Source organism: Microbacterium sp. NPDC055599, assembly GCF_053618975.1.
The window spans coordinates 1-12,689 of record NZ_JBSHIM010000023.1; the positions used below are offsets into that span (position 1 = coordinate 1).

At 69.8% G+C, this 12,689-nt stretch carries 10 protein-coding genes and 2 riboswitches; of the genes, 9 read left to right on the forward strand and 1 reads right to left on the reverse strand.

All coding sequences use genetic code 11. The features are described 5' to 3' along the window. The 9 genes from ACWGQ1_RS17375 to ACWGQ1_RS17415 form a co-directional block, all read left to right on the forward strand. A partial coding sequence (locus tag ACWGQ1_RS17375) for a hypothetical protein (protein ID WP_452313437.1) occupies positions 1-1,087 on the forward strand: 1,087 nt, incomplete at its 5' end. A 23-nt stretch (positions 1,088-1,110) separates the two neighbouring features. Further along, a riboswitch (glycine riboswitch) is annotated at positions 1,111-1,205 on the forward strand. Between the two features lies 1 nt (position 1,206). Continuing rightward, positions 1,207-1,304: riboswitch (glycine riboswitch) on the forward strand. A 54-nt stretch (positions 1,305-1,358) separates the two neighbouring features. Further along, entirely contained in the window at positions 1,359-2,474 is a 1,116-nt protein-coding gene (gene gcvT, locus ACWGQ1_RS17380; protein WP_452313438.1) for a glycine cleavage system aminomethyltransferase GcvT, read from the forward strand. Then, positions 2,471-2,848 (forward strand): glycine cleavage system protein GcvH, encoded by a 378-nt coding sequence (gene gcvH, locus ACWGQ1_RS17385; protein WP_136028632.1) that lies wholly within the window; start codon positions 2,471-2,473, stop codon positions 2,846-2,848. The genes gcvT and gcvH overlap by 4 nt, the downstream gene beginning before the upstream one ends. 61 nt (positions 2,849-2,909) lie before the next feature. After that, positions 2,910-5,750 carry an aminomethyl-transferring glycine dehydrogenase gene (gene gcvP / locus ACWGQ1_RS17390; protein WP_452313449.1) on the forward strand — a complete coding sequence of 947 codons (2,841 nt, stop codon included), beginning with the start codon at positions 2,910-2,912 and terminating at the stop codon, positions 5,748-5,750. A gap of 215 nt (positions 5,751-5,965) precedes the next feature. Continuing rightward, positions 5,966-7,618, forward strand: coding sequence for a peptide ABC transporter substrate-binding protein (locus tag ACWGQ1_RS17395; RefSeq protein WP_136028634.1), 1,653 nt, complete (start codon positions 5,966-5,968; stop codon positions 7,616-7,618). Between the two features lie 101 nt (positions 7,619-7,719). Further along, positions 7,720-8,646, forward strand: a complete 927-nt coding sequence (locus ACWGQ1_RS17400; protein WP_136028635.1) for an ABC transporter permease — start codon at positions 7,720-7,722, stop codon at positions 8,644-8,646. Beyond that, on the forward strand, positions 8,639-9,580 hold the full coding sequence (locus ACWGQ1_RS17405; RefSeq protein WP_136028636.1) for an ABC transporter permease: 942 nt from the start codon (positions 8,639-8,641) through the stop codon (positions 9,578-9,580). Before ACWGQ1_RS17400 ends, ACWGQ1_RS17405 begins: the two co-directional genes overlap by 8 nt. Next, positions 9,577-11,250, forward strand: a complete 1,674-nt coding sequence (locus ACWGQ1_RS17410) for a dipeptide ABC transporter ATP-binding protein (protein ID WP_136028637.1) — start codon at positions 9,577-9,579, stop codon at positions 11,248-11,250. The genes ACWGQ1_RS17405 and ACWGQ1_RS17410 overlap by 4 nt, the downstream gene beginning before the upstream one ends. Positions 11,251-11,252: 2 nt before the next feature. Further along, on the forward strand, positions 11,253-11,816 hold the full coding sequence (locus ACWGQ1_RS17415) for a PH domain-containing protein (protein WP_136028638.1): 564 nt from the start codon (positions 11,253-11,255) through the stop codon (positions 11,814-11,816). 18 nt (positions 11,817-11,834) lie between these two features. Here the strand turns inward: ACWGQ1_RS17415 and ACWGQ1_RS17420 are convergent, their stop codons facing one another. Beyond that, positions 11,835-12,608 (reverse strand): CPBP family intramembrane glutamic endopeptidase, encoded by a 774-nt coding sequence (locus ACWGQ1_RS17420; protein WP_136028648.1) that lies wholly within the window; start codon positions 12,606-12,608, stop codon positions 11,835-11,837. Positions 12,609-12,689: the final 81 nt, after the last annotated feature.

The window sequence follows — 12,689 nt, forward strand, 5'->3', positions numbered from 1 at the left end:
CCCGGGCGGCACCTTCCCCGACCCGAAGGAGGCGACCGTGGAGCTGTCCGCCGCCGTCATGAGTCATCCGTCCCGTGCGGACGCGGCCCGCAGCCTGCTCGAGGGCCTGGAGCCGCTCGAGCCGTCCCTCGCGCTCGACCCCGACCCGGATGGGCCGCCGTCGGCGCTCGCCGCATCTCTCCTCGCCTGGGGCGGGGCGAGGACGGACGCCACGCACCACCTCGTCGTGCAGGACGACGCCGAACTGGTGCCCGATGCCGTCGATCGCATCCGATCATCGATCACCGAGAGGCCGGACGATGTGCTGGTTCATTACGTCGGCTGGTCGACCGCGTCCGCGCAGCTGGTCAGGGCATCCGGCGCGCTTCCGCACTGGGGTGAGATCGTCGACCCCTACCTGCCCGCCGTCTGCGTGAGCATGCCGGCCGACCTCGCGCGGGACATCGCTCGCCGGCCGCCCACGTCGCTGCTCGACGACGTGAATCTGCGTCATGCACTCGCCGAACGCGGTCGGGAGGTGTGGGCGTGCTATCCGTCGGCTGCCGACCACGGGCAGCTGCCGAGCCTCGTGGGAAACGATCGGCAGGGGAGCCGGGGCGCGGTCTCGCGCGGAGGCGGTGACGCCCTCGCAGGTTCGACCACGGATGCGGTCTTGGCGTTCCCGGTGATCGACCGGCGAGGAGGCGATGGGCAGCTCCTGCTGCGCTGGTTGGAGCGGGGGCAGGACGTCGCCTGGCGGGTGCGGAGCGTGAACGACGGGCTCCGCGCGGCGGGGGAGGATCCTGTCGAGGTCGTGCGCACGGCCGCCGAGCGCGCACGCGAGCTGGCGGGCGATGTCGGGGCGGAGGTGAACCCGCGCGACCTTGCCCTGCTCTGGTTGGCGTGCCGTGGGACGGTCCGTGAAGCGAGCAGGGTGTCGCGTCACTGCCGGAGGACGCTCGACCCGGCGGCCGCGCGCCTCAACCTCGAGCACGCGATCGCCGAGTGGACGGGCGTCCCGTCTCCCATCTGGTCGGTGCTCGTCGACGACGCCTTCGACGACGCGCGATCCGTGAGCGAGGCCGACGCGCGCCTCGGGCTAGACTGAAGCCACAATCGAAGACAGGCCGAACGACCCACGCGGGAGAGCCCCGGCGCACGCAGCCGGGCACCGAAGGAGCAAGCCTCCCCGCCAATCTCTCAGGTACGCGTACCGCGGGGGTCCGGCCGCTCTGAAAAGCGATCCCGAGCTGTCGGGGATCCGCCGACGGTGAAAGCCCGCGTGCTCGTGCGGGCGAAGCTCTCAGGCCCATGACAGAGGGGGAGTTCCCTGGAACGGCGATGCCGCCGTTCCGCCCGACCCAGCCCGGGAGAACTCCATGTCCGACCCCCGCTTCACCCCGCTGCGCGAGCGCCACGAGGCCCTCGGCGCATCCTTCACCGACTTCGGCGGCTGGCAGATGCCGGTGCGCTACACATCCGACCTCGCCGAGCACCACGCCGTGCGCCAGGCGGCGGGCATCTTCGACATCTCGCACATGGCCGAGTTCACCGTGCGCGGAGGGGACGCGGGTGCCTTCCTCGACTACGCACTGGCCGGACGGCTGTCGGCTCTCGCGGTCGGCAAGGCGAAGTACTCGCTGCTGCTCACGCCCGAGGGCGGCATCGTCGACGACGTGATCGTGTACCGGCTCGCCGACGACGACTACCTGATCATCTCCAACGCCGGCAACCGTGACGCCGTCCGTGGTGCGCTCGCGGACCGGGTCGCGGACTCCGGGGTCGAGCAGGTCGAGGTCGCCGACGTGTCCGACGACTACGCCCTCATCGCGGTGCAGGGTCCGCGCGCCGAGGAGATCCTCGCCGCGACGGCCGGTATCGGCGAGGTGAGCGTGCCGTGGGCCGAGCAGCGCTACTACGCCTGGGCGTCCGCGACGTTCGCGGGGCAGCCGCTGCTCCTCGCCCGCACCGGCTACACGGGCGAGGACGGCTTCGAGCTTCTGGTGCCGGCGGCTCACGCGGCCGCGCTGTGGGATGCCGTGCTCACGGCCGGGACGCCCCTGGGCCTGGTACCGGCGGGCCTCGCGGCGCGCGACACGCTCCGGCTCGAGGCCGGGATGCCCCTGTACGGCCATGAGCTGAGCCTGGACACGTCGCCCGCGCAGGCGGGCCTCGGTCGCGTGGTGGTCGCCGCGAAGGAGCGCTTCGTCGGCAAGGACGCCCCCGCCCCGGCGGCCGACGCGCGCGTCCTGGTCGGACTGACCGCCGAGGGTCGCCGCGCGGGCCGCGCCGGCTACGCGGTGGTCGACGCCGACGGTGCCCCGCTGGGGGAGATCACCAGCGGCGCCCTGAGCCCGACGCTGGGTCATCCGATCGCGATGGCCTACGTCGACCCTTCTTCCGCGGAAGAGGGAACCGCAGTATTCCTTGATGTGCGGGGGACCCGTATCCCCGCGACCGTGACCGCCCTGCCTTTCTACCGGAGGAACTCATGACCGACCTCAGCGCACTCCGCTACACCGACGAGCACGAGTGGATCGCCGGTGACGGCGACACCGTGACCATCGGCATCACCGACTACGCCGCCGAGAAGCTGGGCGACGTGGTGTTCGTCGAGCTCCCCGCCGTCGGCACCGAGATCACCGCCGGCTCCGTGGTGGGCGAGATCGAGTCGACCAAGTCGGTCGGCGAGCTCTACGCCCCGGTGGCCGGCACGGTCGTCGAGATCAACGACGCCGTGGTCGACGACCCGTCGCTGGTGAACGCCGAGCCCTTCGAGGGCGGCTGGCTGCTCAAGGTCTCGGTCGCCGCCGGCGCCCTGGACGGATTGCTCGACCGCGACGCCTACGTCGCACTCACGGAGGGCTGAGACACACGTGGTTGCTTTCGCCGATCGTCACATCGGACCCACCGAGGCCGCACAGCGCACGATGCTCGACGCGCTCGGGCTCGGCGGCGCGGAGGACGGGCCCACCAGCCCGGTCGAGACGCTCATGCGCCAGGCCGTCCCCGCTTCGATCTACACGGGGCCGGAGGCCGCGGTCGCGGAGTCGCGCATCCCCGCCGCCGCGAGCGAGACCGAGGCCCTGGCCGAGCTGCGGGCGCTCGCGTCGCGCAACACGGTCCGCCGCGCGATGATCGGCCTCGGGTACTACGGCACCATCACGCCCCAGGTGATCCAGCGCAACGTGCTGGAGAACCCCTCCTGGTACACGGCTTACACGCCGTACCAGCCCGAGATCTCGCAGGGACGCCTGGAGGCGCTCATCAACTTCCAGACCATGGTCGCCGAGCTCACCGGCCTCAGCACCGCGAACGCGTCGATGCTCGACGAGTCCACGGCCGTGGTCGAGGGGATGCTGCTCGCGCGGCGGGCCTCGAAGTCCTCGTCGAACGTGTTCGTGGTCGACGCCGACGCGCTGCCGCAGACCAGAGCCATGCTCGCGTCCCGCGCGGACGCCCTCGGTGTCGAGCTCGTGACGGTCGACCTCGCGGCGGGCGAGGAGCTGCCGGACGAGCTGTTCGGCGTGTTCGTGCAGTACCCCGGCGCGTCCGGTCGCGTGTGGAATCCGACGGCGGTGTTCGAGGCCGCGCACCTCGCGGGTGGTCTCGCCGTGGCCGCGGCCGACCTGCTGGCGCTCACACTGCTCACGGCCCCGGGGACGATGGGCGCCGACGTCGCGGTCGGCACCACGCAGCGCTTCGGCGTGCCGATGGGCTTCGGCGGACCGCACGCCGGCTACATGGCAGTGCGCTCCGGCCTCGAGCGCCAGCTGCCGGGGCGACTGGTGGGGGTGTCGGTCGATGCCGACGGCAAGCCCGCGTACCGGCTCTCGCTGCAGACGCGCGAGCAGCACATCCGCCGGGAGAAGGCCACGTCCAACATCTGCACGGCGCAGGTGCTGCTCGCGGTCATGGCTTCGATGTACGCGGTGTACCACGGCCCCGACGGGCTGCGCTCGATCGCCCAGGGCGTCGCCGGCAAGGCCACCCTGTTGCGTGACTGGCTGGTCGAGGCGGGGGCCGAGGTCGTGCACGAGCACTTCTTCGACACGCTCACGGTGCGGGTGCCTGGCGCCGCGGCGGAGCATGCCGCCCGCGCGCGCGAGGAGCACGGCATCCTGCTGCGAGTCGCCGACGCCGACACGATCGGTGTCGCGGTGGACGAGACGACGACGTTCACCGACCTGCACCGCGTGGCGCTGGTGTTCGGCGGGCCGACGGAGCGCGCGTTCGCGTTCGTCGCGGGTGTCTCGGTCGCGCTGCCGGAGGCTCTCCGCCGCGCGGACGAGTACCTCACGCACCCGGTGTTCCACGCGCACCGCAGCGAGACCGCGATGATGCGCTACCTCAAGAGCCTGTCCGACCGCGACTACGCGCTCGATCGCGGCATGATCCCGCTCGGCTCGTGCACCATGAAGCTGAACGCGGCGACCGAGATGGCGGCGATCACGTGGCCCGAGTTCGCCGGCATCCACCCGTTCGCCCCGGCGGACGACGTGCAGGGCTATCTCGAACTGATCGATCAGCTCGAGAGCTGGCTCGCCGAGATCACCGGCTACGACGCGGTGTCGCTGCAGCCGAACGCGGGGTCGCAGGGCGAGCTCGCCGGCCTGCTCGCGATCCGCGGCTACCACCACGCGAACGGCGACGCGCACCGCACGGTGTGCCTCATCCCGTCGTCGGCGCACGGCACGAACGCTGCGTCTGCCGTGCTGGCGGGCATGAAGGTCGTGGTCGTGGCCAGCGATGCGCTCGGCAACGTCGACCTCGACGACCTCCGCGCCAAGATCGCGCAGCACGCCGATGAGCTCGCTGCGCTGATGATCACGTACCCCTCGACGCACGGGGTGTACGAGGAGCAGGTGGTCGAGATCACGACGGCGGTGCACGAGGCCGGCGGTCAGGTGTACGTCGACGGCGCGAACCTCAACGCGCTGCTCGGCTACGCGCGCTTCGGTGACCTGGGCGGCGACGTCTCGCACCTCAACCTGCACAAGACGTTCGCGATCCCGCACGGCGGGGGTGGCCCCGGCATCGGCCCGGTCGCGGCGAAGGCGCACCTGGCCCCGTACCTGCCCTCGCACCCGCTGGCACAGCGCGCCGAGCATTTCGGCGGCTACACGTTCGACGGTGCGGTCATCTCGGCGGCCCCCTACGGTTCCGCGGGCATCCTGCCGATCTCCTGGGCCTACGTGCGCATGATGGGAGCCGACGGGCTGCGCCGGGCGACCGCAGCGGCCGTGCTCTCGGCGAACTACATCGCGGAGCGGCTGGGCTCGCACTTCCCCGTGCTCTACACGGGCGAGAACGGCCGGGTCGCGCACGAGTGCATCCTCGACCTGCGTCCGCTCAAGGAGGCCACGGGCATCACGGTCGACGACGTCGCCAAGCGCCTCATCGACTACGGGTTCCACGCGCCGACGATGTCGTTCCCGGTCGCCGGCACCCTGATGGTGGAGCCGACCGAGTCGGAGGACCTCGACGAGATCGAGCGGTTCATCGAGGCCATGATCATGATCAAGGCCGAGGCCGACGCGGTGGCCGCCGGACGCTGGCCGGCCGACGACAACCCGCTCGTGCACGCACCGCACACCGCGGTGTCGCTCATCGCGGGGGAGTGGGGGCACGCCTACACGCGCGAGGAGGCGGCCTACCCGGTGCGCTCGCTCGTGGCCGCCAAGTACTGGCCGCCGGTGCGCCGGATCGACCAGGCGTACGGCGACCGCAACCTGGTGTGCGCGTGCCCGCCGGTGGAGGCGTTCGCCTGAGTCCCTGCTGATCCGCGGACGGCGTCGCGGTCACCTCCGGGTGGCGCGGCGCCGTCCGCGTTTCCGCATGTTTCGCGCGTGTGACGATTGGTCACCACTCAGTAACAGTTCGTTAGCCGAGTGCGTCGGCGGGCGGACTCGCGGGTTACGCTCAGGTATCCCTGCGTGCTCGACGATGCGCACGCAGAATTCCCACGTCCACAGGAGGACACAAAGTGAAGCGCAACAAGATCGCCCTGGCGGGCGTCGCGCTGTTCGCGGGTGGCGCTCTGGCGCTCGCGGGCTGCGCGGGCGGATCCGGCAACACCGGTGACGGCGGCAACGGTGGGGCCAAGGCCGACCCGGATGCCATCATCACGACGAACGGCTCGGAGCCGGAGAACCCGCTGATCCCGACCAACACGAACGAGGTCGGTGGCGGCAAGATCCTCGACGAGATCTTCGCCGGGCTCGTCTACTACGACGCCGAGGGCAAGCCGGTCAACGACATGGCCGAGGAGATCACCACCGAGGACCCGCAGCACCTCACCGTGAAGCTGAAGGAGGGTCAGACCTTCTCCAACGGCGAAGAGGTCACGGCGGACAACTTCATCAAGGCGTGGAACTACGGCGCACAGGCGGAGAACGCCCACCTCTCGAGCTACTTCTTCGAAGACATCGAGGGCTTCCAGAACACCCCCGACGTGTACGGCGCTCAGGGCGACATGTCCGGTCTCCAGCAGGTCGACGACTACACGTTCACGATCACGCTGAACAAGCCGGCCGCCGATTTCGCGCTGCGCCTCGGCTACTCGGCCTACTACCCGCTGCCCGACGTCGCGTTCGAGGACATCGACGCGTTCGGTGAGAACCCGATCGGCAACGGCCCGTACAAGCTCGACGGTGAGGGCGCCTGGCAGCACGACGTGCAGATCGACCTGGTCCGCAACGACGACTACGACGGCGGTCGCAAGGCCAAGAACGGCGGCCTGTCGATCATCTTCTACGCGACGCAGGACGCGGCCTACGCCGACCTGCAGGGCAACAAGGTCGACGTCATCGACGTCATCCCGTCCGTGTCGCTGCCGACCTTCCAGGACGACCTGGGCGACCGCGCGGTGAACCAGCCGTCGGCCGTCTTCCAGTCGTTCACGATCGGTCAGTTCCTGCCGCACTTCTCCGGCGAGGAGGGCATCCTCCGTCGTCAGGCCATCTCGATGGCGTTCGACCGCGACCAGATCACCGACAAGATCTTCTTCGGCACCCGCACCACGGCCTCCGACTTCACGTCGCCGGTCATCGACGGCTGGTCCGACTCGATCAAGGGCAACGAGGTCCTGAAGTACGACCCCGAGAAGGCCAAGGAGCTGTGGGCCGAGGCCGACGCCATCTCCCCGTGGGAGGGCGAGTTCAAGATCGCCTACAACACCGACGGTGGCCACCAGGAGTGGGTCGACGCCGTGACCAACGCGATCTCCAACACGCTGGGCATCGAGGCGTCGGGCGACCCGTACCCGACCTTCTCGGTCATCCGCGAGGAGATCAACAACAACAGCATCAAGACCGCTGCCCGTTCGGGTTGGCAGGCCGACTACCCCGGTCTGTACAACTTCCTCGGCCCGCTCTACGCGACCAACGCCGGTTCCAACGACGGTGACTACTCGAACCCCGAGTTCGACGCGCTGATCGCCGAGGGCATCAGCAACACCGACACCGCGGCTCAGGTCGAGGAGTTCACCAAGGCGCAGGAGATCCTGTTCAACGATCTCCCCGCGATCCCGCTGTGGTACTCCAACGTGACCGGTGGTTACGCCGACACGGTCGACAACGTCACGTTCGGCTGGAACTCGGTCCCGCTGTACTACGAGATCACGAAGGCTGCCGAATAGGCCTGACGGAGCTCGCACCCGCGAGGCGGTGACGGTTTCCGTCACCGCCTCGTCGGGTGCTCCCGTTCGGTCTGTTCGCGCCCTCCCGAAAGGGACTGCGGATGCCCAGCTATATCATCAGACGTCTTCTCCAGGTGATCCCCGTGTTCTTCGGGGCCACCCTGCTCATCTACTTCCTCGTGTTCGCCATGCCGGGCGACCCGATCCTGGCTCTGTTCGGCGATCGCACGCCCAATGAGGCTCTCGTCAACGCCCTGCGCGAGGAGTACCACCTCAACGAGCCGTTCCTGGTCCAGTACTGGTACTACATCACCGGTGTCTTCCAGGGTGACCTCGGCACGACCTTCTCGGGTCGCCCGGTCTCCGCGGTGCTCGTCGACACGCTTCCGGTCACCGGCCGGCTCGCCGTCATGGCGATCGGGATCGAGTTCACGCTCGCGATCACGATCGGCACGATCTCGGCGCTGCGCAAGGGCAAGCTGTTCGACACGACCGCCCTGCTGGTCGCGCTCGTCGCCCTGGCGATCCCGATCTTCGTGCTGTGCTTCCTGGCCCAGTACTTCCTGGCGATCCAGTGGGGCTGGTTCAGCCCGACCGTCGGCTCCGACAACGACTGGGGCGGCCTCTGGCTGCCCGCCCTCGTGCTCGGGTTCAGCCTCTTCGCCGTCAGCATGCGCCTGATGCGCAGCTCGGTGATCGACACCCTCAACCAGGACTGGGTGCGCACGGCGTACAGCAAGGGACTCTCGCGCACCCGCGTGATCCCGGTGCACGTGCTTCGCAACTCCCTGCTCCCGGTCATCACCAACTCCGCCACGAACTTCGGCGTGCTCCTCGTGGGCGCGACCGTGACCGAGGGGATCTTCAACATCCCCGGTGTCGGCAACACGCTCTACCAGGCGGCGATCCGCGGTGAGGGGCCCACCGTGGTCTCCTTCGTCACGGTGTTCGTGATCCTGTACGTGCTGGTGAACCTTGTCATCGACCTGCTCTACGGTCTGCTCGACCCGAGGATCCGCTATGTCTGACCCCACCACGCAGAAGCACTACGTCGCCCCGGTCGAGACCGAGTCGATCGCCATCGATGCGGTGCGCGTCGCCGAGAAGCCCAGCAACCTGTGGCGCGACGCGTGGCGCGACCTGCGCCGTCGCCCGATGTTCTGGTTCTCGGTGCTGCTCGCCGCGCTGTTCATCGTCATGTCGTTCTGGCCGACCCTGTTCACGCAGGTCAACCCGCGCGTGTGCGACCTGATGAACAGCAACGAGGGCCCGACGCCCGGCCACCCGCTCGGGTTCAACTTCCAGGGCTGCGACATCTACGCCCGCGTCGTCTGGGGCGCCCAGACGTCGCTGTCGGTCGGTCTCATCGCCACCGTGATCTCCGCGGTGCTCGGCCTCATCATGGGTGCGCTGGCCGGTTTCTACGGCGGCTGGATCGACGCGCTGCTGTCCCGCATCGGCGACATCTTCTTCGCGATCCCGTACATCCTGGCCGCCCTGGTCGTGATGACGGTGCTCTCGGACTATCGCTCGGTGTGGACGCTCGCGCTCGCGATCGGTGGCTTCTCCTGGGCGTCCACGGCACGCGTCGTGCGCGCCGAGATCCTCCGGGTGCGGCAGGCGGACTTCGTCATGGCGTCGCGCTCGCTGGGCCAGTCCCGGTTCAAGACGCTGCTGACCCACGTGATCCCCAACGGCATCGCGCCGCTGCTGGTCGTGTCGACCCTGGGACTCGCCGCGGCGATCGTGGCGGAGGCGACCCTGTCGTTCCTCGGTGTCGGGCTCGGCGGCACGGTGGTGTCGTGGGGTAACGACATCAGCCAGGCACAGGCGGCTCTGCGCATCGCCCCGATGTCGCTCATCTATCCATCGATCGCGCTCACCCTCGCGGTGCTCGCGTTCGTCGGCCTCGGCGAGCTCATCCGAGACGCCCTCGACCCGAAGGCGAGGGCCCGCCGATGAGCGACCACAACGCCGCCCAGATCCCGCTGCTGAGTGTCCGCGACCTCAAGGTCGCGTTCCGTTCGCAGGAGGGGATGCGCGAGGTCCTGCACGGTGTCACGTTCGACGTGTTCCCCGGCGAGACCGTCGCGATCGTGGGGGAGTCCGGCTCGGGCAAGTCCACCACGGCCACGGCCATCGTCGACCTGCTGCCGGGGACCGGAAAGGTCACCGGAGGATCGATCACGCTCGAGGGCCGTCCGCTCACGGGCCTGAGCCGACGCGACATCGAGGCCGTGCGCGGTCGCGACATCGGCTTCGTGCCGCAGGACCCCATGTCGAGCCTCAACCCGGTGTGGAGCATCGGCTTCCAGGTCAAGGAGGCCGTGCGCGCCAACGGCATCGCCCAGGGGCGTGCCGCTGTCAAGGCACGCACGATCGAGGTGCTGCAGCAGGCGGGTCTGGCCGATGCCGAGCGACGGCTGCACCAGTATCCGCACCAGTTCTCCGGCGGGATGCGCCAGCGCGCGCTGATCGGCATCGGTCTCGCGGCCGACCCGAAGCTCCTGATCGCCGACGAGCCGACCTCGGCCCTCGACGTGACGGTGCAGCGGGTCATCCTCGATCACATGGCCTCTCTCACGCGGGACAAGGGCACCTCGGTGCTCCTGATCACGCACGACCTCGGTCTCGCGGCCGAGCGCGCGGAGAAGATCATCGTGATGAACGGCGGCAACATCGTCGAGGCGGGGCCGAGCCGTCAGATCCTGGAGAACCCGCAGCACCCGTACACCAAGCGGCTGGTGGCCGCGGCGCCCAGTGTGGCGTCGCAGCGCATCCAGGCGGTCGTGGAGGATCGGGGGATCGAGACGCTCGAGGACCTCGCGGACATCCCGCCGACCGTCCGGGTGGCCGGTCTGACGAAGGACTACAAGATCCGCCAGGGCAACTTCCGCAGCGAGGCCTTCCGGGCGGTGGACGACGTGTCGTTCGAGATCCCGCGCGGCAAGACGCTCGCACTGGTCGGGGAGTCCGGATCGGGCAAGTCCACGGTCGCGAAGATGGTGCTCAAGCTCGAGGATCCGACCGCCGGCACGATCGAGATCGACGGCCAGGACGTGTCGGGGCTCTCGAACGCGCAGGCGTTCGGGCTCCGTCGCCGGATGCAGCCGGTTTTCCAGGACCCGTACGGCTCGCTCGACCCGCTGCGCAACATCGGCAACACGATCGCCGAGCCGCTGCAGATCCACGGCGTCGGCGACCGCGCCTCGCAGCGGGCGCGCGTGGAGGAGCTGCTGGAGCAGGTCGCCCTGCCCCAGTCCCTCGCCACGCGATACCCGAACGAGCTGTCGGGCGGTCAGCGGCAGCGCGTGGCGATCGCCCGTGCGCTCGCGCTCAAGCCCGACATCATCGTGCTCGACGAGGCGGTGTCGGCGCTCGACGTGCTGGTGCAGGACCAGATCCTGAAGCTGCTCGCCGACCTGCAGTCCGAGCTCGACCTGACGTACCTGTTCATCACCCACGACCTCGCGGTCGTGCGGGTCTCCAGCGACCTGGTGTGTGTGATGGAGAAGGGCCGCGTGGTGGAGCAGGGCACGGTCGACGAGATCTTCGCGAATCCGCAGGAGGAGTACACGGAGCGCCTGCTGCAGGCGATCCCGGGTGCGTCGATCCCTCTCGGCGGCCACTGAGCGTGGCATCGCCGGCACAGCCCGAGGACGCACGGACCTACCGTGCGTCCTCGGGCACCGTCATCCTCGTGCTCAGCGTGCTGCTGGTGCTGTTCCTGCTGGGGGACACGGTCGTCAACGGCAGCATCGTGCAGGCGCTGCTGATCGCTCCGTGGATGCTCCTCGCCCTGTGGATCGTGTACGAGATCAGCTTCGTGTCGCACGTGCGGGTGGACGCGCACGGGGCGACCGTGCAGAACCTCCTGCGCCGGACGAGCTTCGGCTGGGGGCACGTGCGCGACATCGACCTGCGCTGGCAGCTCGAGTTCGCGCTCGACGACGGCCGCACGCTCACCTCCTGGGGTGGCCCGGCCCGCGCCCGCCCGCCCCGTCAGCGTCGTGACGAGGACGCGGAGCCGCGGGTGCCCTCCGGGTTGCGGGCCCTCACCGACATCCGCGACCGCTGGTCGGAGGCGGCGGCTGCCGACGCGCCCATCCGTCGCACGTGGGACGGCCCCGCGCTGATCGCGCTCGCGGTGATCGTGCTGTGGGCCGCCGCCGCGCTCGTCGTGGTCAACCTCGGCTGAGCACCCGGCGCACCGGGCTCACCCGGGCAGCCCGAACAGCTCGGGCCAGGTGGCGGCCGCCCACGGGTAGCCGACGAACACGGTCGCGTCGATGAGGAAGTGCGCCACCAGGAACGGCAGCAGTCGTCCCGTCCGCTGGTACAGCCACCCGAACAGCAGCCCCATCGCGAGGTTGCCGACGAACGCCCCCGGCCCCTGGTACAGGTGGTAGGTCGCGCGGAGCACGGAGGTGGCGACGATGATCGTCCACGGCGACCAGCCGAGCTGCCGCAGCCGCGCGAAGAGGTAGCCGAGCACCACGAACTCCTCCTGCAGGGAGGCGCGGGCCGCCGCGAGCAGCAGGATCGGCACGGTCCACCAGTGGGCGTCGAGTCCCGCGGGGTTCACGGCCACGAACAGGCCGGCCGCCCGGCCGCCGAGGTAGAGCGCGAGGCCCGGCACGCCGATCGCCACCACGAGCAGCACGCCGCGGGCCACGTCGACGCCGATGCGGGTGCCGTCGAGCCCGAGCCGCCCGAGGTGCGGTCGTCGGCGCTGCCACAGCAGGAAGCACACCAGCACCACGGGCACGAGCGAGAAGCCGATCGAGAGCAGCTGATAGACGAGGTCGAACACCTCGCGGTCGCTGCGGGACGGGTTGAGCGTCGCGGTCTGGTCGGCCAGGGGCACGTCGTCGGTCAGGCGGTAGGCCAGCTGCACGATCGCGTAGACCGCCGACTGCCCGAGCCCCAGGGCCAGCACGATCGCGATCTCCCACCACAGGCGCGCACGGCCCTCGCGGCGCGAGGACATCGGGGGAGCGGGGGTCACGAAGTCGATGCTACGACGTGCCTCGGAGATCCGATCCGGCGCGTACGTTATCCTGGAACGTCG